Source organism: Curtobacterium sp. 8I-2 (genome assembly GCF_902506155.1).
GTDB classification, from domain to species: domain Bacteria; phylum Actinomycetota; class Actinomycetes; order Actinomycetales; family Microbacteriaceae; genus Curtobacterium; species Curtobacterium poinsettiae.
Window position 1 is genome coordinate 2,528,915 of the sequence record NZ_LR732827.1, and the last position, 24,036, is coordinate 2,552,950.

Consider the following 24,036-nt stretch of genomic DNA (forward strand, 5'->3'; position numbering starts at 1 on the left):
CAGGAAGATCCTGCGGGACCGGCGTCAGGGGAGCACAGCGGTCGTCAGCACCACCGTGACCAGGACCACGGTGCTGGTGATCGCCAGGGCGGTGAGGACGGCGAGGAACACCGTCAGGCGGTTCACGCGTCGGCGCCCGGCTACTCGACCGTCACCGACTTCGCCAGGTTCCGGGGTTTGTCGACGTCGCACCCGAGCTGCAGGGCGAGTTCACGGGCGAGCATCTGCAGCGGCACGACGGCCTCGAGCGGACCCCACGGCGCCGTCATCGCGCCCCAGGCCAGGCCACCGGTGCCACGGCGGCCGAGCGCGGGGATGTCCGCCGACTCGCCGCCGATGGTGATGACGAAACCACCGCGGGCCCGGACCTCGGCGATCGCCGACCGGATCTTCGGTTCGCCGTGGTCGATGACGACCACCGGTGTGCCCTCGTCCACCAGGGCGAGCGGTCCGTGCTTGAGTTCACCGGCGGGGTAGGCCTCGGCCCAGCGGTAGCTGAGCTCCTTGAGCTTCAGGGCGCCCTCGGCGGCGTACGGCAGCCCGGTGCCACGGCCGAGGAACAGGAATCCGGTCGCCTCCTTGACGCTCGACGCCAGCAGCGGCATCCGCTCGGCGGACACCCGCGCGGCGTGCTCGATCCGGGCGGGCAGGTCGAGCAGCTCGTCGACGAGCACCTGGGCGTGCGACGGCTCGATGCGGCCGGAGGCGACCATCGCGGCGATCATCGCCGCGACGCCGACGACGACCTGCGCCGTGAACGTCTTCGTGGCGGCGACCCCGATCTCCGGACCGGCGTGGCAGTCGAGCACGGCGTCCGCTCGTCGGGCCAGCGAGGAGTGCATGTTGTTCGTCAGCGCGAGCACCGGGTGGCGGTCCTCGAACCGGTCCAGGGCGCGGAGCACGTCGGCCGTCTCACCGGACTGGCTGATCGCGACGACCAGGGTGCCAGGACCGAGCACGGCCTGGTCGGCCTCGCTCGCGACGACGATGTCGGTCGGCACCCCGCCGATCCCGCGCAGTGCCGTCGCGATCACCTGACCGGCGTTCAACGACGTGCCGCAGGCGACGATCGCCAGCCGGTGGAAGCCGGCCAGACCGAGGCCCACCCACATGCTGCCGTCGGCGGTGCGCCGGGCCACCCGGTCCAGGATCGTCGCGACGACGTCGGCCTGCTCGCCGATCTCCTTGGCCATGTGGTCGGTGTGGTCACCGAGGTCGAGCGCGGCCGCGGCGAACGGGGACGCCGTGGGGAACGGCACGGGCACCGTGATGCCGTCGGACGACCAGGTCCAGGCTTCGCCGAGCTCGACGACGTCGCCGTCGCGGAGCGCCACGAACGTCTCGCACCACTCGGCGATCGCACCGATGTCGCTCGCCACGAAGTCACCACGGCCGGAGCGCGCGACGACCAGCGGGGAACGGTCCGCCGCCACGACCATCCGGCCGTCCCGGGCGTCCAGCACCACGATCGCCCACGACCCCTCGAGCTGCGCCGTCGCGATCTGCACCGCGAGCATCAGGTCTGGGTCGACCGTCAGGGCCCGCTCGACCAGGTGGGCGATGACCTCGGAGTCGACGTCGGACCGGAACCGGTGCCCCTGCGCCTCGAGCGTCTGCCGCAGCCGCTCCGCGTTCTCGATGATGCCGTTGTGCACGATCGAGATCCGGCCGGTGCAGTCGGCGTGCGGGTGTGCGTTCGCCTCACGCACCGCACCGTGCGTGGCCCAGCGGGTGTGGCCGATGCCGATGCCGGTGAGCGCGTCGCCGGAACGGGCCGCGACGAGCGTGCGCAGGTCGCCGACGCGGGAGACCGAGCGGATCGTCTCGGCGCCGCCGACGGCCGTCCGGACGGCGATGCCGGCGGAGTCGTACCCGCGGTACTCGAGTCGTTCGAGTCCGTCGAGCAGGTAGGGGGTCGCGTCGTCAGACACGCGGGCCGCGATGATGCCGCACATCGGTTGTCCCTTCGGGGGAGCGAGGGTGGGTGGAACGGGGCGGTGGGGCTGCACCGACCGCCGTCGGGTCTGCCGCGCGTCCGGGTCCCCTGGGCGAGGGAACCGGCGCCCGTCCTCGGATCAGGCGAGGACGGACGTCGGTGTCGTTGGGCCGAGGGGCTCGGGTACCGGACGGGGGTCGGGTACCGGACGGGGGTACCGCGGGCTGGCCCCGGGGGAGGGGCACGGCGGTCGGTGCAGGAGAAGCCTCACCCGCCGCCGACCCCACGGCAACACCGGTCGGCCGCTCTTGCGGTTCCCCGCGCGCGGGGGCACACCGCCCTGCGGGCGCGTGCGGACTCCCGCAACCGCGCGCGCTTCGCGTGGAGCGACGCGCCAGCGGCGCGCGGCGCCAGCGCCGACCGAGCCTGCGAGGTCGGTTGCGTGAAGACGTGGAGCGCAGACGGACAGGAGGCCCGGTACCAGCTGGTACCGGGCCTCCCCTTCATCCTGTGGTGGCGTCTCCTACGTGAGGAGCGCGACCAGGTGCGATCGCGACCGCGCGCCGACCTTGCGGTAGATCTGCGTGAGCCGCAGTTCCACCGTGCGCTGCGACATGAACAGCGACGACGCGATCTCACGGTTGCGGTACCCCTCGGTGACCTTCTGCACCACCGCGCGCTCCTCGGCGGTCAGCGACGTGAGCACCGCCGACGCGTCCGGCGCGCTGCGCGGCGTCCCGGGGAACGCCGGCGACAGCACCGGCGCGGACCGGACCGACGACGAGCCCGTGCCGAACGGCGGCATCGCCGCAGCCGGCGCCGGGGTCACGAGCGGACGACGCAGGCCCGCCGCCTCGTAGGCCGCTGCGGCCGCCGCACCCAGGCGCGGACGCTCCGCGGGGTTGCCGACCGCGGCCAGCGCCGCGAACGTCCGGGCCCGCTCGTACTGCGAGTCGTGCGGCTGGAACAGCTCCAGCGCGCGGCGACGAGCCGACTCGCGGGTGGTGTCGTCGGCGACGAGCGCCAGGCTCCGCGCCAGCACCAGGGCACCCCACCGACCCGGGCGGGCGTGGTGGTCCGCAGCGAGACGGGCCGTGATCGTCCGGGCATCGTCGATCCGACCGAGGCGCACGTACGCCTCGACCAGGTCACCGAGGTGCCGGAGCACCGCCGGGTTCCGGAGCGACCGGCCGATCGCGTCGGCGGCCTCGAGCGCGGTCGCTGCCTCGTCGAGCCGACCGTCGAGCAGCAGGACCTTGCCGCGGAGCGCGTGCAGCTTCGCCGTCGCACCCCAGAGCCGACTCGTCGAACGGTGCTCGAGGCACCGGTCCACCACGTCGAGCGCCTCGGCCGACCGGCCCTCAGCGAAGTGCCGCCACGCGACGGCGATCGCCCGGGACGGCTCACGCAGCCGCTCGGCGACGGACGAGCCGGACTCCCAGACGTCGATCGCGCGGAGCGCCTGCCGGAAGTTGCCGGAGCGCACCTCGTTCTCGGACGTCAGGTACCGGGCCGCCTCGTTCCACACCGCCGCGGACTCCTGCCCACGGGCGAGCACGAGTGCGAACACCCGTCGCGCGCTCCGGTAGCGCTCGCCGATGCTCAGCGCGTGGGCGAGGAGCAGCAGGGCCGGGTCGGACATCGCCACGAGCGCCGACGTCGCGAGCCCGTCGTGCAGCTCGGTGTCGGGCGGCAGCACGCCGTCCACCGCGGCGATGAGCTCGCGCGCGGTCGTCGTGATCTCGAGGGTGTGCGCGGACGCCGACGCCTCGAGCGGTTCGATCCGGTGCAGCAGGTCCTTCGCCTGGTCGAGCTCCCACGCCTCGGCGCGGAAGCACGCCACCATGGCCATCAGTCCGGCGACGGCGTCCACCTCGGTGGGGTCGGTCGCGTCGACGGGGACGAGCAACTCGTCCGCGTGAACGGCGTCACCGCTGAGGTACTCAGCCGAGTACTGCAGACGCAGCCGGCGGACCTCGTTCGGCGTCGTCCGGAACGGACGGAGCGCCGCCAGGTACCGCGCGGCGAAACCGAGCAGACGCTTGCCGAGCATGGCCTCCGCGACCCCGAGGAGCGCGACGTGCTCGTCCTCGGTCCCGCCACCGATGTGCAGGGCACGCTCGGTCAGCGCGATCGCGGCGTGCACGGCACCGTCCACGACGTACGACCGTGCGGCCTGCAGCAGTGCGACCACGTCGGGGACGTCGTCGACGAAGCTCCGGTGCCACGCGGCCGACCGCGGGTCGGTCTCGGCGCTCGCCGTGGCCAGCTCGGCGTGTGCCGCGCGGCGGTCACGGGCGGGCATCCGCCAGTAGAGCGCGGAACGGACCAGCGGATGCCGCACGGTGACGCTCTGCCCGCGGACGGTCGCGAGACCGGCCCCGACCAGGTCGTCCAGCTCGTCCCGGTCCCACGCCGTGGTCTTCGCGACGGGCACCAGGGCGAGCTTCGCGAGGACGTCCAGATCGCGTCCTGCGGCCGGCTCGAGTGCGAGCGCAGCGATGGCCTCGGTGGTCGGAGTGGGGCGGAGCGGGAGCACGATCGGCTCGGCACCGGTGAGCTGCTCCCGGGTGAGCACCGCGAGCTGTTCGCGGAGTGCGCCGGGGTTGCCGCCGGTCTCCTCGGCGAGGACGGCGAGGACGCCGTCGTTCGCCTCGGCCGGTGCCATGGACCGGGCGAGGAGCAGGGCCTCGTCCGACGGCAGCGGTTCGATGCGCAGGGTCGGCAGGGCCGCGAGCGGACCGTCCGACGGCACCGAGCGGACCGTCGCCACGACGCGCAGGGCGGTGCCCGCGAGTCGTCCGGCGAGGAACGCGATGAGCTCCTGGCTCTCCGTGTCCATCCGGTCGAGGTCGTCGATGAGGACGAGCGTCGGCGGCAGGGTCAGAGCGTGCACGGCGTCGAGGAAGTCGTGCGCCGCCGCCAGTCCGGCCGTCACAGCGGCCGCGGTCCCACCGGCCTGCAGCAGGTGGGCGATGTGCGCGGTCGCTCGTGGGTCGTCCAGCGCGGTGAACAGGGAGGTCACCCCGGCCAGTGGCCAGCGGGATTCACTCCCGTTGACACCGACCCGGACGATGGGCAGGGAAACGCGGTTCGAGACCGCGTCGAGGACGCTGCTGCGTCCGGAACCAGGGTCGCCGACCACGACCATCGCGGACTCCCGTGGGAGCACTGCGAGGGTCGCGATCCGGTCGACCTCGAGACGTCGACCGGTGAGTGCCATGACTCACCGGCCTCCGGGTCCGGAGGCGGATGCTGCGAGGAGGGCGTCGGCGAACACGGGGGTCGCTGCGACGGGGCGCACTGCGGCGGACCGGGCTGCTGCACGGCGGGTGACCGTGGCGGAGCGCGGACGAGAGGCGGCGACTGAGCGCGCGCCGGAACTGTCGTGGATTGGATGCGGTCGTCGAGTGAGGGTGCACTCGGTTCCGCTCGGGAACGATGATGTCATCGTCTGTATCACCCCTCGGGTTAGGGTCTTCGGACGAACACGACGGGTCGGTTCCACCGTTCGGATCTAGGGAATCCGAGGGCGTCACGTGACCTGCCGTCTGGAGCACGATAACTCAGGTCTCGTCCCGCTGAGCGGACTCGCGCGGACGGATGTCCACATCCGTGCCCCCAGTACGGGGGGCCACGAGGGGGCCCCTCGTCCGCTCGCTGCGGGGTGTCCGAACGGGCCGATCGGGGCCGTCGGAGCCAACCGGGGTACAGGGCTGTCCGGACCGTGTTCGTCGCCGCAGGTGTACCACGGACGGGATGTCCAACGCCGAACCGACCGACGCCCGCCTCGATGACCGCACCCGGTGGCGCGCCTTCGCCGTCTGCGTGGCGGTCGCGGCCCTGACGATCCTCGACCTGTCGAAGGTGAACGTCGGGCTGCCCTCGATCGAGCAGTCCCTCGGGGCCACCAGTTCGTCGCTCCAGCTCATCGTGGCGGGGTACGCGCTGGCCTTCGGTCTCGCCCTCGTGCCCGCCGGCCGGCTCGGCGACCTGAAGAGCCGACGGGTCATGTTCATCGTGGGGCTCAGCGCGTTCACCGGATCGAGTCTGCTGTGCGCCGTGGCGCCGAACATCGAGGTCCTGATCGTCACCCGGATCCTGCAGGGCTTCGCCGCCGGCATCCAGATGCCCCAGGTCATCGGACTCGTGCAGCAGCTGTTCCGCGGGCCGGAGCGGGGCCGTGCGTTCGGGCTGTTCGGCGCGATGATCGGCATCTCCACCGCACTCGGCCCGACCATCGGTGGTGGCCTCATCGCGATCGGCGGCGAGGAGTCCGGCTGGCGGCTGCTGTTCTGGATGAACGTGCCCCTCGGCATCGCCGCGCTCGTCTTCGCCATCCGCCTGCTGCCGAAGGGGGCTCAGGGGACGGCGCAGGACCGCGAACTGGACGTCGTCGGCATCCTGCTGCTCGGTGCGGCCATCGTCACCCTGATGCTGCCCTTCGTGCTGACCAGCGGCGGTGGTGGTTCCGCGACGCGCTGGTTCTGGCTGGTCGGCTTCGCGGTGTTCCTCGTGCTGTTCGTGCTCTGGGAACAGCGGTTCAAGCGGCAGGGCAAGTCGCCCGTGGTGCACTTCGAGCTCTTCCGACTGTCGTCGTACCGCAACGGACTGTCGATCGTCGCCGTCTACTTCGCGGCGCTGCCGGCGTCCTTCCTCATGGTGACGCTCTACCTGCAGGAGGGCCTCGGCCTCTCGCCGCTGTTCGCCGGCATGGTGAGCATCCCCTTCGCGGCGACGAGTGCCGTGGGCTCGTACATCGGCGGACGGATCGTCGACCGGGTCGGGCGGGCGCTGGTCGTCGCCGGGCTCGGGATGGTCGTCGTCGGCTTCCTGCTGCTCATGCTCGCCGCGGTCGCCACTCCGCCGGAGGTCACCCCGTGGGCGATGGCCGGAGCGTTCCTGGTGGGTGGTCTCGGTGGCGGGTTCGTGGTGTCACCGAACCAGACGCTGACCCTGGCCGAGATCCCCGTCGAGCAGTCCGGTGTCGCGGGCTCGATGCAGCAGCTCGGGCAGCGGGTCGGGACGGCGATCGGTACCGCGGTCGCGACGAGCATCTTCTACGGCATTGTCCGGAGCCAGACGGCGGGGTCGGGGTCCGGCGGGTCCGGGCCGGGCAGCCGGCTCGACGCGTACCACGACGCGTTCCGCAGCGGCACGACGTTCACGGTGTCGCTGATGGCGCTGGCGTTGGTGCTGGCGGGTGCGGACCTGGTGGCGCGTCGCCGGGCGGCGCGGCGGTCCGAGGGGGAGTCCGAGCGCTCCGACGCGGCTGTGGAGCCCGCCGACCGCGGCTGATCCGCTCGACGGCGGCCGATCCGCTCGAGGGCGGCCGATCCGCTCGAGGGCGGCCGATCCGCTCGGCCGCCGGCCTAGGACTCGCGGCGGATGACCTCGACGACGGCGTCGTGCACCAGGCCGTTCGTGGCGAGGGCGCTGCCGTGCCAGGGCCCGGGATCGCCGTCGAGCGAGGTGAAGCGACCGCCGGCCTCCTCGACGATGGGGACGAGGGCGGCGATGTCCCACGGCTTCAGGTCCGGTTCGCCGGCGACGTCGAGGACGCCCTCGGCCACCATCATGTACGACCACATGTCGCCGTAGGCCCGGGTGCGCCAGACCCGGCGGGACAGGTCGACGAGCGGCTCGAGGCGGTCGTCGTCGTCCCACTGCTGGATGCTGTTGTAGCTCAGGCTGGCGTCGGCCAGGTCGGCGACCCCGGACACCCGGAGCGGTCCGTCCAACGAGAACGCACCGGAACCCTCGGCCGCCCACCAGCGCTTGCCGAGGGCCGGAGCGCTGACGACGCCGAGCACCGGGCGACCGTCGACCGCGAGCGCGATCAGGGTCGCCCACACCGGCACGCCACGCAGGTAGTTGGCGGTGCCGTCGATCGGGTCGACCACCCACTGCCGGTGCCCTTCGCTGACGGCCTCGGCTCCGGTGTCGGCCGTAGTCTCCTCACCGAGGAACGCGTCGTCCGGTCGCTCGGCGGCGAGCCGCTCGCGCAGGGCCCGTTCGACCGCCTGGTCGGCGTCGGTGACGTGCGTGCTGTCGGCCTTCTTCGTCACGTGCAGGTCGGCGGCACGGAAGCGCTCGAGGCTGATCGCGTCGGCGGTGTCGGCGAGGGAGCGGGCGAAGTCCAGGTCGGCGCTGAGGTCCACGTCGCCCAACCTACCGTCGCTACGCGGCGACGACCTCTTCTTCCTCGAGCCGGGTGACCTCGCGTTCGCGGGCGATGCGGGTCCGGCGTGCGACGAGCCCGTGCACGACGGCACAGAGCAGGAGCGCCGCCGCCAGCCAGAGGGCGAGCACGAGGGACGGTCGGCCGAGCGACGCATCCGGGAAGTACTGCAGGTCCTGTGCGGCCTGCAACCACGCCGCGCCGCTCCAGAAGGTGTGCAGCGCGGCGAAGAACCCCGGCTGGAACGCCGGCTGGAAGATCCCGCCGGAGGACGTGAAGTTCAGCATCACGAACAGCATCGTGAGGATCGGGGTGGTCCACCGTCCGAGCACGGGGTGCAGCCCGACGCCGAGCGCGACGATGACCGCGTCGTAGAGCCAGGCGAACAGGAACACCTGCCAGTGGTGCGTGGTGATGACGCCGTAGACCGGGCCGGCGACGACCACACCGATCCCCGCGACGACCCCGGCGGTGGACAGGCCGATGACCGCGGTCCACACGGTACGGAGCTTCGTCGCGACCGAGGCCACGGCGATCGCGGACGCGTACCCGCCGACGCTCAGGGCCACGAGCAGGAAGAACAGCCCCTGGCCGGTGGTGTCCTGGCCGCCCGTGGGCACGACGTCGACGACCCGGAACGGCACGTGCTGGTCGTAGGCGATCGGCAGGAACACCTTCTGTGCGGCGCTCGCGGTCGTCTCCGACGCGGCGGTCGAGACGAAGAGCGTGGCACCGGTCGCGGTGGGTGCGTAGACCGCCGCGAGGTCGCGGTCGCGCACCTGCTGCTCGGCGGCCTTCGTCGAGGCGACGACGTGGGCCACGAGGGCGCCGTCGGACTGGTCGGTCACGGTCTGGGCGAACACCTGGGTGGCGGCGCCCTGGCCGACGATGCCGACGGGGAGTTCGTGCGGCGCCGGGGCGTGGAAGGCGCCGAGGTACGCCAGGCCCATGCCCGCGGCCAGGAACAGCGGCACGAGGATGTGCGAGGCGAACGTCAGCAGCACGCGACCGAGGCCGGCCGGGCGCAGGACGCTGTCGGAGCCCTGCGGCTTCGGGGCTCGCGAGGACTTGTGCGTGGGGGAGTGGTGCGCGTGCGACGTCGTCGTCGTGCTCGGGGACGGGGCGTCGACAGCGGGGGTCGGCGCAAAGTTGTACTTTGCAACTTCAGACACGATCGCCAACCGTACAACGCTGGTGCGTGCTTGTCGACGCAGGCCCGGAGTCGAGTCGTCGTCCGGTGCGAGGTTGCCCGCTCCGTGCGAGGCCGCGAGCCCGCACGGAGCGCACGACCTCGCACCGTTCAGAGCCCCTCGCACGGTGCGAGGTCTGCGCGGTGCGACGGGGCGGGCGCGGGCTGAGTGGTCACGACTCACCGCGCGCCAGCGCTCGGGCGGTCACGAACTGTCGGATGCCGCGCAACCAGCCGACAGTTCGTGACCGCTCGACGCACACACCGCGGGGTGTCGTGACCAGCCGCCGACCAGCCGCCGCCCAGCGCCGAGCGCCGACCGGCCGCCGACCAGCCGCCGAGCGCCGACCGGCCGCCGACCAGCGCCCGCAGCCACCGCCCCTCGCGCTACTCCGAACCGGGGTCCGACGCGCCCATCCCGGTCAGCAGCGCCCGGAACGAGTCGAGCCGCTCGACACCGGTCGGCCCGAGCTCCCCGTCCTGCACCCGGTCGACGATCTCCCAGTCGTGCGCCTGCGCCAACGGGATGCCGTCCCGCGCGGGCAGCACCGGGATCGCGTGCGAGGCGAACGCCCGGAACACGTTCGCGGGGTCGACGTGCCCCAGGCCGAACGACCGCACGCCCGGGGTGTCGATGATCCAGCCGCCGTCACGGACCCGCAGCGCGATCGACGACGAGGACGTGTGCCGCCCCCGGCCGGTCACGGAGTTCACGACGCCGATCGCCCGCGTGGACCCGGTCAACGCGTTCACCAGGGTCGACTTGCCGACGCCGGAGTGCCCGACGGTCACGGTCACCTTGTCGTCGAGCAGTTCGTGCAGCGCCTCGAACGGGACGTCGTCCGATCGGCTCGTCACGATCCGCAGGTCCAGGCAGGCGAAGTGCGCCAGGAACGCACCGGGGTCGGCGAGGTCGGTCTTCGTGATGCAGAGGATCGGGTCGAGGCCGGCGTCGAACGCGGCCACCAGGTACCGGTCGATCAGGCGGGTGCGCGGCTCGGGGTCGGCCGCGGCCACCACGATGAGCATCTGGTCGGCGTTCGCCACGATGACGCGCTCGACCTCGTCGGAGTCGTCGGCACTCCGGCGCAGCAGGGTGGTGCGTTCGGCGACCTTCACGATGCGCGCGAGCGACCCGGGGTCCCCGGAGACGTCCCCGACGAGTGACACGTGGTCGCCCGTGACCACGGACTTCTTGCCGAGCTCGCGGGCCTTCGTGGCCGTGATGACGTGGTCGTCGATCAGCACCCCGAACCGCCCGCGGTCGACGTTCGTCACCCACCCGACGGGGGCGTCGTCGTAGGTCGGCCGGGTCTTCGTGCGTGGCCGGTTGCCCTTCGGGTTCGGACGCACCCGCACGCTCGACTCGTCGTACTGCCCGTACGGCTCGTCCGCGTCGGTGTCGTCACCGTCGGCGTCGTCCCACCAGCTCATGCGTCAGTCCCCACTCACCGGTGCAGCGGCCACCGAGGACGCCACGAGTGCCGCCCACAGCTCCGGGAACTGCGGCAGCGTCTTCGCCGTCGACCCGATGTCGTCGACGGCGACGCCGTCGACGACGAGGCCCACGATCGCCCCAGCGGTCGCCATCCGGTGGTCGTCGTACGCGCCCCAGGCGCTGCCGTGGAGCGGCGCCGGCTCGATCCGCAGGCCGTCGTCGAGTTCGTGCACCGCGCCTCCAGACCGGTTGAGGTCCGCCGCCAGCGCGGCCAGGCGGTCCGTCTCGTGGCCCCGCAGGTGCCCGATGCCGGTGATCTCGCTCGGCCCGCCGGCCAGCGCGGCCAGCGCGACGAGCGCCGGTGCGAGTTCGCCGCCGCGGCTCAGGTCGAGTTCGAGACCCGGCAAGGAGGCCCCGCCGCGGATCCCGACGCCGCCGTCGACGAGCAGGTCGTCACGGTCACGGGCCACGGTCGCCCCCCACAGGGGCAGGAGCGTCTCGAGGTCGGCGCCGACCTGCGTCGTCTCGGTGGGCCAGGTGCGGATGCGGACCGTACCGCCCGCGACGAGCGCGGCCACCGCGAACGGTGCGGCGTTCGACAGGTCGGGCTCGATCGTGACGTCGCGCGCGCCGATCGGACCGGGGTGCACGACCCACTCGCCGACCGACGGTTCGTCGACCCGGACGCCGCGGGCACGGAGCGCCGCGACGGTCATCTCGATGTGCGGCATGCTCGGCAGACGCTCGCCGACGTGGGTCAGGTGCAGTCCCTCGTCGAAGCGGGGTGCCGACAGCAGGAGCCCGGAGACGAACTGCGAGGACGCCGACGCGTCGATCGTCAGGGCGCCCCCGCGGACCGAGCCGGTGCCGGTGAACGAGAACGGCATCGAGCCGCCGCCGTCGTCCGTGACGTCGACACCGAGGTCCACGAGGCCCTGCACGATGGCGTGCATCGGCCGCTTGCGGGCGTAGGGGTCGCCGTCGACCGTGACGGGCCCGACGGCCAGGGCGGCGAGCGGCGGCAGGAAGCGCATCACGGTGCCGGCCAGCCCGCAGTCCAGGCGGACGTCGCCGTGCATCGGGGCGGGCGTGATCCGGAGGTCCGGGCCGTAGGGGTTCGGGGCGGTGCCGGCTGCGGGCTCGAGTTCCTCGATGCCGACGCCGAGCGCCCGGAGGCCGGCGATCATCAGTGCGGAGTCGCGCGAGTGCAGCGGCAGCCGGATCGTCGAGGGGCCGTCGGCGAGGGCCGCGAGCACGAGCTCCCGGTTCGTCAGCGACTTCGACCCGGGCAGCGCGACGTCACCGCGCAGCGGGCCCCCTGCGACCGGGGCGATCCAGGGTGCGGCGGGCTGGGTCCCGCTCTGGGAATGCGTCGTGTCTGCCATCGGTTCACCAGGGTACTGAACGCACCGGGAGGATCAGTGGCGACAGCAACACTCGCTCGAGAGCGGACCAGCACGGCGACCGTGCTGACCGCGGTGCCGACGACGCTCGGCACGCTCGGCCTAGACTTGGCCGCGATGACGACCGACGAACCGCAGGCAGCTCCGCACCACCTGGTCGACGAGACCGAGGTGCAGCTCGACGCCGTCGAAGACGAGCAGACTGCCCTCGACGAGGCAGCCGACGAGCCCGTGGACGCGAAGACCGTCTCCGAGGCGGAGCTGCGGTCCCTGTTCGAGGACCAGGCCCTGCCCTTCATGGACCAGCTCTACGGCGCGGCCATGCGGATGACCCGCAACCCGGCCGACGCGTCGGACCTGGTGCAGGAGACCTTCGTCAAGGCGTTCGCCGCGTTCCGCCAGTTCAAGCAGGGCACGAACCTGAAGGCCTGGTTGTACCGGATCCTCACGAACACGTTCATCAACACGTACCGCAAGAACCAGCGGAACCCGTACCAGGGCACCATCGACGAGCTCGAGGACTGGCAGCTCGGCGGCGCCGAGAGCGTCACCCAGTCGATCTCCGCCCGGTCCGCCGAGGCCGACGCGATCGACCACCTGCCTTCCTCCGCCGTGAAGGACGCCCTGCAAGCGATCCCCGAGGACTTCCGGATGGCCGTCTACTTCGCCGATGTCGAAGGCTTCTCGTACCAGGAGATCGCCGACATCATGAAGACCCCCGTGGGGACGGTCATGAGCCGCCTCCACCGTGGTCGCCGGCTCCTCCGTGGGCTCCTGGCAGACCACGCCCGCGAGACCGGCATCGTCCCGGACGCAGCGTCGACGGCGACGATGCGCGGACGAGGCCGGGGCGCGGCGTCGACGACGAAGGCAACCGCGGCCACGGGTCGCACCGGACGGAAGGACGCACGATGAGCGGCTGCGACTGCTCGAAGGCGAAGGCCGAACTCGAGGAGTTCCTGCACGACGAGCTCCGCCACGAGGACGCTGCGGACATCCGCGAGCACATGGACGGGTGCGAGGACTGCCAGACCGAGCACCGCGTCGGCGTCGTGCTCATGGAGACCGTCCGCCGTGCGTGCAAGGAGACCGCTCCGGACCAGCTGCGCAGCGAGATCCTCGAGCGCATCCGGCAGGAACAGTCGACGCACTGACGTCACGGGCCGGGCGCACGCCCGGCTCGGGTGGCGCCCGGACCGGTCAGGCATCGGCGTTCGCCTCGGCCCGGTCCGGCGTCAGCGGCCGGCCTGGAACGCACGGGTGATCGCCGCTGCGTCGAGGACGCGCTCGTGCACCCGGACCGTGTCCACGTCGCCGGTGTAGACGTAGTCACCGGCGTTCGGCCAACCGGCCAGCGTCTGGCGTCCGGCGCGCCAGTGTCCGGCGTACTGCCGCAGGGTGACGGCGTCGGAACGACTGCCCTGCAGCTGGCCGTCGACCCAGAGCGCCATCGATCGTGACTGGAACGTCGCGACCGCGTGGTGCCATTCGCCGTCGGTGACCGTCGCCGTCGATCCCAGCGTGAACTTGAACTGCGACCCTGATCCCTCGACGCCGAACCGCAGGACTCCGTCGGCACCGATGTACAGGTGCCGGTCGCGGTACTGGGACGCCGCAGAGCGGTCCGAGCCGAAGCCGAACACGCGCCCGCCGTCGGTGTCCTGGGTGCAGAACCAGACCTCGATCGTGAAGGCGTTCGGAGCGTCGACCGCGGTGTCGGTGACCGCCCACCCTTCGGCCCCGTCCTCGGTCCAGAACGTCGCGTACGGGTTCGTGGCGCAGTCGGCGTCGACCCGGGCAGCGGCGGGCGTGAAGGTGCCGTCGGCCCCGGACCCGCTCGAGTCCACGACCCGGGGGCCGCTCTTCTCGGCGAAGTCCCACGCGAGTGCCGCGCCGGGTGCGGGCTGGTGGAAGCACCCGAACCCGCCGGTGCCGAGTGCCGAGGCGGTGCCGGTCGAACCGCTGAACCCGGCTCCGGCCCCGAACCCGGTTCCCGCTCCTGCTGCGGCGAGCAGGGTGAGGACGATGGCAGCCGCCGTGAACGCCGCGACCGGCACGGTGGACGACGACACGGCGGTGATGGTGACGGTGCCGGGCTCCGCGACGACCGGCGAGTGGACGTCCCGGCGCGGCGCGCCGCAGGTCCGGCAGGGGTGACCGGCGGTGATGTCCCGGTCGGCCCGCCCGGCGACGACGAGCACAGCGGCGACGACACCGGTCAGCAGCAGGGAGGTCCAGTCGCCCCCGCGGATCCAGACACCGGGCAGCCCGACCCACGGGAAGCGCAGGACGCCCACACCGAGGACGGCGTCCGGGGCGACGGCAGTCCGGTCGGCCGTCGGGTTGGCGTCCCCGCGCAGACGCAGGGCGCCGTCCTGTTCGACGCGCTCGAGCCGGTGCAGCCGGAGTCGGTCCCGGTGGTCCGGGTCCTCGACGAGCAGCACTCGTCCGGCCTCGACGGTGTCCAGGCCGGCCGGCATCGCGGCGACGACGTCCCCGGTCCGGATGCCGGGGGCCATCGAGTCGGAGACGACGGTCGTCACGTGCCACCCGAGGGCCGCGGGGAGCGACGCCCACAGCGAGAGCAGCAGGGCCGACCAGAGGACCGTGCGTGCTGTGACCGCGAGGAGCAGCCGGGGCACGTCGCCGGCGCAGCGGACGTGACGGCGGGTGGTGGCGTTCGGCATCGGCTGCTCCTCGGGTCGGGCGGGTCGGGCGGGTCGGGTTCGGGACGGGGTCAGTCGGTCTGCGCTTCCCACACGAACGTGGTGCCCGCCTCGGACGACTGCACGGTGTTCGGGGCGCCCGCGCTCAGGTCGTAGCTGATGCGATAGGTCGTGCTCGCCGTACCCGTCGCCGGCTTCCACGCGTCGACGCCGGTGCCGAAGGACTCGGACTCCATCAGGCCGGCGAGCGTCCCGTCGTGCACGGTCGTCGCCGTGGTGAAGGTGCTGCAGTCTCCGGGGGTGCCGAGGCTGCCGCGCTCGACGGTCAGTCCCACGTGCTCGGCGAGTGCGTCGTCGTCGGCCTGGTCGGTGGTGAAGAGCTTCACGGTCGAGGCGTTGGTGGTGTTCGCCGTGACGGTGATGCAGTTCGAGCCGCTGGACCCGGGCACCAGATCGTCGGCGTCGAACATCGCGACGCCCTGGTCGTCGTCGGTGAGCGAGACGGCGCCGGTGCGCCAGCTGTTCGCGGCGTTGTCGGTGCTGCTCGAGAAGGCGGCGTACGAGGCCGTGGCGATGAGGGCACCGCTGGCGACGACGGCGAGCGGGAACGCGATCCAGGCTGCGGTGCGGCCGTGGCGGGAGGTGATGTGCATGGCTGTCCTGTCGGTCGGGATCACCCGGCGGGTGATATGACAGCAGAGTATATGAATATCAGTTGTTATGGAAGCCCGTCGCAACACGACCGGCGGCCCGGGTAGGTTGGCCGACATGACCCTCACCGTCGAGTCGACCACCGCCTGGTCTGACACGGACGTCGCCGACGTCGCCGCCCTCGTCCGCCTGCTCGGTCACGACGTCGACGACGCGTCGATGCGCGCCCGCCTCGAACGGCTCACGCCCGAGGCCGGGCACCGCACCTGGGTCGTCCGGGGGGACGACGGCCGTGTGGCCGCCGTGGCCGGGGCCCAGGTCACGTGGGCGTACGCCAGCGACGAACCGACGGCGCAGCTGCTGCTGCTGGTCGTCGACGACACGGCCCGGAGGCTCGGCACCGGTTCCGCACTCATCGACACGTTCGAAGCGTGGGCCGTCGAGCAGGGCGCGCGTCGCCTCAGCGCGGTCAGTGCGGCAGCGACGGACAACGCGCACCGGTTCTACCAGAAGCGCGGGTACCACGACGCCGGAGTCCGGTACACCAAGTTCGCCTAGGGGCGTCGCACTCCTCGGGAACAGCGAAGCGCCCCGTGTGGGAGTCCATCGGGCTCCCACACGGGGCGCTTCCTCGTGGTTACGCCGACGTGCTCAGTGCCGTGTCGATGACGTCCGCGGCCTCTTGTGCGGAGCGCTTCGACGACCCGGTGGCCGGTGCTGCACTCGCCGAGCGGGCCGCGACGGACAACGGTCGGCCGCCCAGGTGCGGCGACAGGTTCATGCAGACGAACGGCCAGGCGCCCTGGTTCTCCGGCTCCTCCTGTGCCCACACGACGTCGGCGTCCGGGTAGCCGGCCAGCACCTCGAGGATGCGGTCGAGGGGGAGCGGCGCGAGCTGCTCGAGGCGGACGAGCGCGACGTCGGTGATCCCGCGCTTGTCGACCTCGGCGCGCAGGTCGTGGTGCACCTTGCCGGAGTGCAGCACGACCCGGCGGACGGCACCCTTGTCGGTGATCCGGTGGTCGTCCAGCACGGGCTCGAACGTGCCCGTCGTGAAGTCCTCGACCGCGCTCGTCGCCTGACGGAGCCGGAGCATCGCCTTCGGCGAGAACACGATGAGCGGCTTCTGCGGACGGGCCCAGGCCTGTCGGCGGAGCAGGTGGAAGTACGACGCCGGGGTCGACGGTCGTGCGACGATCATGTTGTCCTCGGCGCACAGCTGCAGGTACCGCTCGATGCGCGCAGACGAGTGGTCCGGCCCCTGGCCCTCGTACCCGTGCGGCAGCAGCAGGACGAGGCCGGAGCGCTGTCCCCACTTCTGCTCGGCGGACGAGATGAACTCGTCGATGACGATCTGGGCGCCGTTCGCGAAGTCACCGAACTGCGCTTCCCAGAGCACGAGGGACTCGGGGCGTTCCACCGAGTAGCCGTACTCGAAGGCCATCGCCGCGTACTCGCTCAGCAGCGAGTCGTACACGTAGAACCGGGCCTGGTCCTCGGTGAGGTTCGACAGCGGCAGCCACTCCTGGCCGTTCACCCGGTCGTGGAAGACCGACTGGCGCTGGACGAAGGTGCCACGGCGGGCGTCCTGTCCGGCGAGGCGGACCGGCTTGCCCTCGACCAGGATCGACCCGATCGCCATGAGCTCGGCCATCGCCCAGTCGATGCCGCCGTTGCGCGTCATCTCGGTGCGCTTGGTCAGCAGCTGCTGCAGCTTCGGGTGGATGGAGAACCCGGCGGGCGGGTTGCTGTGTGCGTCGCCGATCGCCCGGACGAGCTCGTCGGACACGGCGGTCTCGTGCACCTCGACCTCGGAGTCGTCGCGCTGCGCTGCCGGGCGCTCGAGGCCCTGCACCGCACCGTCGTCGTCGACCTCGATCACCGGGATGGTGCCGGTCTGCGCCTCGTGCGTCTCGGCGAAGGCGCGTTCCAGGCGGTCCTGGAAGTCGCGGTGCGCTTCGTCGTACTCCTCTTGCGTGATGTCACCACGGCCGACGAGGGCCTCGGTGTACAGCGTGCGGACGGAGCGCTTCGCCTCGATGAGGTTGTACATCAGCGGCTGCGTCATCGAGGGGTCGTCGCCCTCGTTGTGGCCGCGACGGCGGTAGCAGATCAGGTCGATCACGACGTCGCGGTGGAACTCCTCGCGGTACGCGAAGGCGAGCTCGGCGACGCGGGCGACGGCCTCGGGGTCGTCACCGTTCACGTGGAAGATCGGCGCCTGGATCGTCTTCGCGACGTCGGTGGAGTACACCGAGCTGCGCGCGGACTCGGGCGGGGTGGTGAACCCGACCTGGTTGTTGATGACGAGGTGGACCGTGCCGCCCGTGCGGTAGCCGCGGAGCTGCGACATCTGCAGCGTCTCGACGACCACGCCCTGGCCCGCCATCGCCGCGTCGCCGTGCACGAGCACGGGGAGCACGCCGAAGCTGCCGGGGGCCTCGCGGTCCTGCTTGGCGCGGACGATGCCCTCGAGCACGCCGTCGACGGCCTCGAGGTGGGACGGGTTCGCGGCGATCGTCACCGGGATGCTCGAGCCGTCGGACGTGCGGAACACGCCCTCGGTGCCGACGTGGTACTTCACGTCGCCGGAGCCCTGACCGGACACCGTGCCCGGCAGCGATGAGCCCTCGAACTCACGGAAGATCTGCCCGTAGGTCTTGCCGGCGATGTTCGTCAGCACGTTCAGACGGCCACGGTGGGCCATGCCGATCGCGACCTCGGCCAGTCCGGCTCCGGCGGCGTGCTGGATCAGGGTGTCGAGGAAGGCGATGGTGGACTCGCCGCCCTCGAGCGAGAAGCGCTTCTGCCCGACGTACTTGGTCTGCAGGAAGGTCTCGAACGCCTCGGCCTCGTTGAGCTTGCCGAGGACGCGGAGCTGCTCTTCCTTCGACGGCTTCGAGTACGGCACCTCGATGCGCTCCTGCACCCAGCGACGCTGTTCCGGGTCCTGGATGTGCATGTACTCGATGCCGACCGTGCGGCAGTACGCGTCGCGCAGGATCCCGAGGACGTCGCGGAGCGGTGCCGAGGTGGTGCCGGCGAGCCCGCCGGTGACGAACTCGCGGTCGAGGTCCCAGAAGGTGAGCCCGTGGCTCTCGATCTCGAGGTCGGGGTGGGTGCGCTGGCGGTACTCGAGCGGGTCGATGTCGGCCATCAGGTGCCCACGGACGCGGAAGCTGTTGATGAGCTCCTGCACGCGCGCGGTCTTGTTCACCCGGTGCGCCAGGTCGACGTTGATGTCGTTCGCCCACTGGATCGGCTTGTACGGGATCCGGAGCGCGGCGAAGATGCCGTCGTAGAACCCGTGCTCACCGATCAGGCGCTCGTGCACGTGCTTGAGGTACTCGCCCGAACCGGCGCCCTGGATGACACGGTGGTCGTAGGTGCTCGTCAGGGTGATGGTCTTGCCGATGCCGAGCTCGACCAGGGTCTTCGACGCCGATCCCTGGAACTGCGCCGGGTACTCCAGGGCACCGGCGCCGATGATCGAGCCCTGCCCCTTCGTCAGACGGGGGACCGAGTGCACGGTGCCGATGCCGCCCGGGTTGGTGAGCGAGATCGTCGTGCCCTGGAAGTCCGCCGGGGTGAGCTTGTTGTCACGGGCGCGCTTGACGAGGTCCTCGTAGGCCGAGAGGAACTGGCCGAACGTCAGGGACTCGGCCCGCTTGATGCTCGGCACCAGGAGCGAGCGGGTGCCGTCCTTCTTGGGGACGTCGATCGCGATGCCGAGGTTCACGTGTGCCGGGGCGACGACGAACGGCTTGCCGTCGCGCTCTTCGTAGAAGACGTTCTGGCTCGGGAAGTCCTTGAGCGCCTGCACCATCGCCCACCCGATCAGGTGCGTGAAGGAGATCTTGCCGCCGCGGGCCCGCCGCAGGTGGTTGTTGATGACGATGCGGTTGTCGATCATCAGCTTCGCCGGGATGGTGCGGACGCTCGTGGCGGTCGGGACCGTCAGCGAGGCGTCCATGTTCGACGCCAGGGTCTTCGCCATGCCCCGGAGCGGGGTCGCCACGTCCTCGTGGGTCTCCTCGTGGTCGTCCGCCGCGTCGTTCGCCTCGGCCGGGATCGGCTGCGGTGCCGGCTGGCGCGAGGTGGTCTTCGCCTGGATCGGACCGGACTTGGCCTCGCCCGGAGCGTCACCGGTGGCGGGCTGCTGCGTCGACGACTGCTGCTGGGCCGGTGCCGGCTGCGCGGGGGACTGGGCCGGGGCCGCAGCGCCACCGACCTGCGTGCGGTGGTAGCTCTCGAGGACCGGCCACCAGGACTTGTCGACCGACTCCTTGTCCGCGACGAACTGCTCGTAGAGCTCGTCGACGAGCCACTCGTTCGCCCCGAATTCGCCCGCGGTCTCGTCCGTTCCGGTCAGATGGCTCGACACAGCCGATCGCCCACTCTCCGTCGATAGATGCTCGTGTGTGTCGTGCGGAGCAACCCTGCGCCGCACAGGTTCCAAGCCTAGCCGCTCCGACATGTCCGTTCCGTGTCAGCCACGGCGCGAGTCGGCGGCCCGTGGGCACCCGGTCGGGGCCGTGACCGGAGCCGTACAGTGGAGCGCATGAGGTTCTACGAGACGCGGCCGACGCACGACCTGACCTACTCCGACGTCTTCCTCGTCCCGAGCCGTTCCGGTGTGACGAGCCGCTTCGACGTCGACCTGGCGGCGAACGACGGCAGCGGCGCCACGATCCCGATCGTCAGCGCCAACATGAACTCGGTCACGGGCCCCCGGCTCGCCGCCACGCTCGCCCGGCGCGGTGGCCTCGGCGTGCTGCCGCAGGACATGCACCTGCAGGACCTCGACGCCGCGATCCGCTGGGTGAAGGACCAGCCGGTCGACTTCGACACCGCCTACGACATGGGGGCGCAGACCACCGTCGCCGAGGCCCTGGAGCAGCTCCTGCCCGTCGCCGGTCGTGGCGTGGTCGTCCGCGACGCCGACGGCGAGTACCTCGGCTGCGTGCCCGCCACCCGCCTCGGCACCGCCGGCCCCGACGCCGTCCTCGGCGACCTGCTGCACGGAGCCTCGACCGCCATCGACGCCGAGGACGCCGGGACGCCCCGCCACGTCCACCAGGTGCTCTCCGCCGCCGAGGTCGACTTCGCGCCGGTGATGCGGCACGGTCGGGTCGTCGGCACCACGAGCCAGACGAGCGCGATCCGCTCCGACATCTACACGCCCGCCGTCGACGCCTCCGGGCGGCTCCGGGTCGCCGCCGCGCTCGGCATCAACGGTGACGTCGCGGCCAAGGCGAAGGCGCTGGCCGCCGCGGGCGTGGACGTCCTGGTCCTCGACACCGCGCACGGCCACCAGGACGGCATGCTCCGTGCCCTCCGCACGGTCTCGTCCCTGCGGCTCGGCATCCCGCTCGTCGCCGGCAACGTCGTCACCGCCGACGCCGTTGCGCACCTGGTCGGCGCCGGGGCGGACATCATCAAGGTCGGTGTCGGGCCGGGCGCCATGTGCACGACCCGCATGATGACCGCCGTCGGCCGCCCGCAGTTCTCCGCCGTGCTCGAGACGGCCGCCGCCGCTCGGTCGCTCGGCGCGCACGTCTGGGCCGACGGCGGGGTGCGCTACCCGCGCGACGTCGCCCTCGCGCTGGCCGCCGGGGCGTCCGCGGTCATGATCGGCTCGTGGTTCGCCGGCACGCTCGAAGCGCCCGGTGTCCTGCGCCGCGACACTGCGGGCAAGGCGTACAAGGAGAGCTGGGGCATGGCCTCGGCCAAGGCCGTCCGCGAGCGCTTCGAGCGGCTCGACCCGTACGAGCGGGCCCGCAAGGAACTCTTCGCCGAGGGGATCTCGTCGTCGACGATCTACCTCGACCCGGAGCGCCCGAGCGTCGAGGACCTGCTCGACATGATCACCACCGGCGTCCGCAGCTCCGCGACCTACGCGGGTGCGTCGTCGCTCGCCGAGTTCTCCGAGCGCGCGCTGGTCGGCATCCAGTCCGCCGCCGGGTACGAAGAGGGCAAGCCCCTGCCCGTCAGCTGGTAGCGCGGACGGGGCGCGCGTCGCCCTGGTCGCGACCACGAACGGACGGGAGGCGCGGTGCCAGCTGGCACCGCGCCTCCCGTCCGTCCTGCCGGTGCGTCTACCGGCGTCGGGTCGCGTCCTCGACCTCGCCGACGAGTTCCTCGAGGATGTCCTCGAGGAACAGCACGCCGAGTGTGCGGCCGTCCGCGTCGAACGCGCGCGCCACGTGGCGGCCTGCGGCCCGCATGGTCGCGAGCGCGTCCTCGAGGTCCATCTCCGTGTACAGCGAGATGAGCTGCCGGATGCGCTTCGGCGGCACCGGGTCGTCGAACTCGTCCGGACGCAGGTCGATGACGTCCTTCACGTGCACGTAGCCCGTGGGGGAGCCGTCCTCGCCGACGAGCACGTAGCGGGAGAACCCACGCTGTGCCACGGCGTGCTCGACGTCACCGGGGGTGGCGTCGTCGGGCAGTGTGACGAGCTCGGCCATCGGCACGGCCACGTCACGGACCTTCTTCTCGGTGAACTCGAACGCCAGGGCGAGCTTGCCGTCGTCGGTCAGGGTGCCCTCGCGGCGGGACTGCTCCACGATCGTCTGCACCTCTTCCACCGTGAACGCGCTCACCGCTTCGTCCTTCGGCTCGACGCGGAACAGTCGCAGCACGGCGTTCGCCACCTCGTTCAGGCCGACGATGACCCAGTGCAGGCCGTGGCCGATGTACCAGAGCGTCGGCACGAGCAGCAGCGCGGCGCGGTCCGGCATCGAGAACGAGATGTTCTTCGGCACCATCTCGCCGAACACGACGTGCAGGAACGACACGAGCAGCAGCGTGAACACGAAGGCCACGGTGCCGATCACCTCGGCGCTCCAGCCGGTCAGGTGCAGCGGGACCTCGAGCAGGTGGTGGATCGCCGGCTCGGAGACGTTCAGGATGAGCAGCGAGCAGACCGTGATGCCGAGCTGCGTCGTCGCGAGCATGCGGGTGGCGTGCTCCATCGCCCACAGCGTCATCTGCGCGGCCTTCGAGCCCTCTTCGGCGCGGGGCTCGATCTGCGAGCGGCGTGCGGAGATGACCGCGAACTCCGCCGCGACGAAGTACGCGTTGCCCAGCAACAGGACGACGAGCCAGAAGATGCCCCACCAGTCGGAGCTCATCGGGTGCTGCCCTTCGTCGTGGTGGCCGCGGCCTTCGTGGTGGTCGGGGTGCTCTTGGTGGACGGGATGATGATCGCGGTGGCCGCCGTGTCGGTCGGCTCGCGCGTCGGGGTCCAGCGGATGCGGTCGATCCGGCGGCCGTCCAGACGCTCGACGCGGAACACGCCGCCGTCCAGCGGGACCTCGTCGCCGACGACGGGCAGACGGCCCAACGTCGACATGACGAACCCACCGACGGTCTCGTACGGGCCGTCCTCGGGCACCTTCACGCCGGCGCGGTCCTCGAGCTCGTCGGGACGCAGCAGACCGGGGAAGGTCAGCCAGTCTCGGGAGCGGACCACGTCGATGCGTGCGCGGTCGTGCTCGTCGGAGACCTCGCCGACGATCTCCTCGATCAGGTCCTCCAGCGTGACGACCCCGGCGGTGCCGCCGTACTCGTCGACGACGATGACCATCTGGTAGCCGCGGCCGCGGACCTCGGCGAGCAGGGTGTCGCCCGGCATCGTCTCCGGCACACGCTCGGCGTCGGTCATGAGCGCCCCGACGGGGACCTCCGGACGCTTCTCGCGCGGCACGGCGACGGCCTGCTTGACGTGCACGATGCCGACGACGTCGTCCGCGTCCTCCTCGATGACGGGGAAGCGGCTGAAGCCGGTCTTGCGGGCGAGGGCGATGACGTCCTCGGCGGACTCGGACACCCGGATCGTGGAGAGCCGGGGGCGCGGGGTCATCACGTCACTGGCGCTCAGCTCGGAGAACGAGATGGTGCGCTCGAGGAGCGTCGCGGTGTCCTGCTCGAGCGAGCCCTCGGACGCCGACCGGCGCAGCAGCGAGGTGAGTTCCTCGGCACTGCGGGCGCCGGAGAGCTCTTCCTGCGGCTCGATGCCCATCGACCGCAGGACGGCGTTCGCGGTGCCGTTCAGCAGCGCGACCGCCGGCTTGAAGACCGTCGTGAACGCGATCTGCAGCGGGACCACGAGCCGTGCGGTCTGCAGCGGCAGCGCCAGCGCGAAGTTCTTCGGCACGAGCTCGCCGAGGATCATCGACAGCAGGGTCGCGATGACGAGCGCCACGATCGAGCCGACGGTCTCGACGATGCCCTCCGGCAGGTTCATCGCCAGGAACGGTGCCTCGAGCAGCTTCGCGATCGAGGGTTCGAGCAGGTAGCCGGTCAGCAGCGTGGTCAGCGTGATGCCGAGCTGCGCGCTGGACAGGTGGGTCGAGGTGACCTTCAGCGCGCCGATGACCGGTGCGAGGCCGGCCTCTCCGCGGTCACGCCGTGCTTCGACGTCGGCGCGGTCGAGGTTCACCAGCGCGAACTCGGACGCGACGAAGACACCCGTGCCGAGGGTCAGCAGGATGCCGCCGATCAGCATGACGATGTCGATCGGACTCATGATTCACCCCCGTTCGCGCACAGGGATGACGTGCAGCTC

At 71.7% G+C, this 24,036-nt stretch carries 16 protein-coding genes; 5 read left to right on the forward strand and 11 right to left on the reverse strand.

Translation table 11 applies throughout. The annotated features are described in order from the left end of the window. Positions 1-140: 140 nt before the first annotated feature. Entirely contained in the window at positions 141-1,955 is a 1,815-nt protein-coding gene (gene glmS, locus BOSE127_RS15755) for a glutamine--fructose-6-phosphate transaminase (isomerizing) (protein WP_017888207.1), read from the reverse strand. Between the two features lie 504 nt (positions 1,956-2,459). Beyond that, positions 2,460-5,159: a helix-turn-helix transcriptional regulator gene (locus BOSE127_RS15760; protein WP_056068912.1), complete on the reverse strand. Its 2,700-nt coding sequence runs from the start codon at positions 5,157-5,159 to the stop codon at positions 2,460-2,462. A 536-nt stretch (positions 5,160-5,695) separates the two neighbouring features. Between BOSE127_RS15760 and BOSE127_RS15765 the strand changes: the two genes are divergently transcribed. Further along, the gene (locus BOSE127_RS15765) at positions 5,696-7,234 is read left to right on the forward strand and encodes an MFS transporter (protein ID WP_159557941.1); all 1,539 of its coding nucleotides are present in this window, start codon (positions 5,696-5,698) and stop codon (positions 7,232-7,234) included. 74 nt (positions 7,235-7,308) lie between these two features. On the opposite strand, the gene hisN is transcribed toward BOSE127_RS15765, so the two are convergent. The 4 genes from hisN to aroA form a co-directional block, all read right to left on the reverse strand. Next, on the reverse strand, positions 7,309-8,097 hold the full coding sequence (hisN, locus tag BOSE127_RS15770; protein ID WP_017888204.1) for a histidinol-phosphatase: 789 nt from the start codon (positions 8,095-8,097) through the stop codon (positions 7,309-7,311). Positions 8,098-8,116: 19 nt separating this feature from the next. Then, a complete protein-coding gene (locus BOSE127_RS17400) occupies positions 8,117-9,289 on the reverse strand; it encodes a hypothetical protein (protein ID WP_236559575.1) in 1,173 nt (390 codons plus the stop codon). A gap of 404 nt (positions 9,290-9,693) precedes the next feature. Then, entirely contained in the window at positions 9,694-10,740 is a 1,047-nt protein-coding gene (gene rsgA / locus BOSE127_RS15775; RefSeq protein ID WP_159557945.1) for a ribosome small subunit-dependent GTPase A, read from the reverse strand. Between the two features lie 3 nt (positions 10,741-10,743). Further along, positions 10,744-12,129 (reverse strand): 3-phosphoshikimate 1-carboxyvinyltransferase, encoded by a 1,386-nt coding sequence (gene aroA, locus BOSE127_RS15780; RefSeq protein ID WP_159557947.1) that lies wholly within the window; start codon positions 12,127-12,129, stop codon positions 10,744-10,746. An 81-nt stretch (positions 12,130-12,210) separates the two neighbouring features. Between aroA and BOSE127_RS15785 the strand changes: the two genes are divergently transcribed. Further along, positions 12,211-13,062: a sigma-70 family RNA polymerase sigma factor gene (locus BOSE127_RS15785; RefSeq protein ID WP_159558213.1), complete on the forward strand. Its 852-nt coding sequence runs from the start codon at positions 12,211-12,213 to the stop codon at positions 13,060-13,062. Then, a complete protein-coding gene (locus BOSE127_RS15790) occupies positions 13,059-13,301 on the forward strand; it encodes a zf-HC2 domain-containing protein (RefSeq protein ID WP_017888199.1) in 243 nt (80 codons plus the stop codon). The genes BOSE127_RS15785 and BOSE127_RS15790 overlap by 4 nt, the downstream gene beginning before the upstream one ends. Before the next feature lie 81 nt (positions 13,302-13,382). Here the strand turns inward: BOSE127_RS15790 and BOSE127_RS15795 are convergent, their stop codons facing one another. Together BOSE127_RS15795 and BOSE127_RS15800 are read right to left on the reverse strand one after the other, a co-directional pair. After that, the gene (locus tag BOSE127_RS15795) at positions 13,383-14,834 is read right to left on the reverse strand and encodes a LamG-like jellyroll fold domain-containing protein (protein ID WP_159557949.1); all 1,452 of its coding nucleotides are present in this window, start codon (positions 14,832-14,834) and stop codon (positions 13,383-13,385) included. Between the two features lie 50 nt (positions 14,835-14,884). Beyond that, positions 14,885-15,466, reverse strand: coding sequence for a hypothetical protein (locus BOSE127_RS15800; protein ID WP_042539623.1), 582 nt, complete (start codon positions 15,464-15,466; stop codon positions 14,885-14,887). A 115-nt stretch (positions 15,467-15,581) separates the two neighbouring features. Here BOSE127_RS15800 and BOSE127_RS15805 point away from each other — a divergent pair, with 115 nt between their 5' ends. Next, a complete protein-coding gene (locus BOSE127_RS15805; protein WP_042539621.1) occupies positions 15,582-16,022 on the forward strand; it encodes a GNAT family N-acetyltransferase in 441 nt (146 codons plus the stop codon). A 79-nt stretch (positions 16,023-16,101) separates the two neighbouring features. Here the strand turns inward: BOSE127_RS15805 and BOSE127_RS15810 are convergent, their stop codons facing one another. Further along, positions 16,102-19,848 (reverse strand): multifunctional oxoglutarate decarboxylase/oxoglutarate dehydrogenase thiamine pyrophosphate-binding subunit/dihydrolipoyllysine-residue succinyltransferase subunit, encoded by a 3,747-nt coding sequence (locus BOSE127_RS15810; protein WP_175470728.1) that lies wholly within the window; start codon positions 19,846-19,848, stop codon positions 16,102-16,104. Between the two features lie 177 nt (positions 19,849-20,025). Here BOSE127_RS15810 and BOSE127_RS15815 point away from each other — a divergent pair, with 177 nt between their 5' ends. Next, positions 20,026-21,465 (forward strand): GuaB1 family IMP dehydrogenase-related protein, encoded by a 1,440-nt coding sequence (locus BOSE127_RS15815; protein WP_159557951.1) that lies wholly within the window; start codon positions 20,026-20,028, stop codon positions 21,463-21,465. Between the two features lie 97 nt (positions 21,466-21,562). On the opposite strand, the gene BOSE127_RS15820 is transcribed toward BOSE127_RS15815, so the two are convergent. Both BOSE127_RS15820 and BOSE127_RS15825 read right to left on the reverse strand, forming a co-directional pair. After that, complete coding sequence (locus BOSE127_RS15820) at positions 21,563-22,600, reverse strand: hemolysin family protein (RefSeq protein ID WP_017888193.1); 1,038 nt, start codon at positions 22,598-22,600, stop codon at positions 21,563-21,565. Then, on the reverse strand, positions 22,597-23,997 hold the full coding sequence (locus tag BOSE127_RS15825) for a hemolysin family protein (protein ID WP_159557953.1): 1,401 nt from the start codon (positions 23,995-23,997) through the stop codon (positions 22,597-22,599). The genes BOSE127_RS15820 and BOSE127_RS15825 overlap by 4 nt, the downstream gene beginning before the upstream one ends. Between the last annotated feature and the right edge of the window lie 39 nt (positions 23,998-24,036).

Excerpts from the sequence above, each read along its gene's own strand:
- glmS (WP_017888207.1), bottom strand. The coding sequence starts at position 1,955 with ATGTGCGGCATCATCGCGGCCCGCGTGTCTGACGACGCGACCCCCTAC.
- BOSE127_RS15760 (WP_056068912.1), bottom strand. The coding sequence starts at position 5,159 with ATGGCACTCACCGGTCGACGTCTCGAGGTCGACCGGATCGCGACCCTC.
- BOSE127_RS15765 (WP_159557941.1), top strand. The coding sequence starts at position 5,696 with ATGTCCAACGCCGAACCGACCGACGCCCGCCTCGATGACCGCACCCGG.
- rsgA (WP_159557945.1), bottom strand. The coding sequence starts at position 10,740 with ATGAGCTGGTGGGACGACGCCGACGGTGACGACACCGACGCGGACGAG.
- aroA (WP_159557947.1), bottom strand. The coding sequence starts at position 12,129 with ATGGCAGACACGACGCATTCCCAGAGCGGGACCCAGCCCGCCGCACCC.
- BOSE127_RS15790 (WP_017888199.1), top strand. The coding sequence starts at position 13,059 with ATGAGCGGCTGCGACTGCTCGAAGGCGAAGGCCGAACTCGAGGAGTTC.
- BOSE127_RS15795 (WP_159557949.1), bottom strand. The coding sequence starts at position 14,834 with ATGCCGAACGCCACCACCCGCCGTCACGTCCGCTGCGCCGGCGACGTG.
- BOSE127_RS15800 (WP_042539623.1), bottom strand. The coding sequence starts at position 15,466 with ATGCACATCACCTCCCGCCACGGCCGCACCGCAGCCTGGATCGCGTTC.
- BOSE127_RS15805 (WP_042539621.1), top strand. The coding sequence starts at position 15,582 with ATGACCCTCACCGTCGAGTCGACCACCGCCTGGTCTGACACGGACGTC.
- BOSE127_RS15815 (WP_159557951.1), top strand. The coding sequence starts at position 20,026 with ATGAGGTTCTACGAGACGCGGCCGACGCACGACCTGACCTACTCCGAC.
- BOSE127_RS15820 (WP_017888193.1), bottom strand. The coding sequence starts at position 22,600 with ATGAGCTCCGACTGGTGGGGCATCTTCTGGCTCGTCGTCCTGTTGCTG.
- BOSE127_RS15825 (WP_159557953.1), bottom strand. The coding sequence starts at position 23,997 with ATGAGTCCGATCGACATCGTCATGCTGATCGGCGGCATCCTGCTGACC.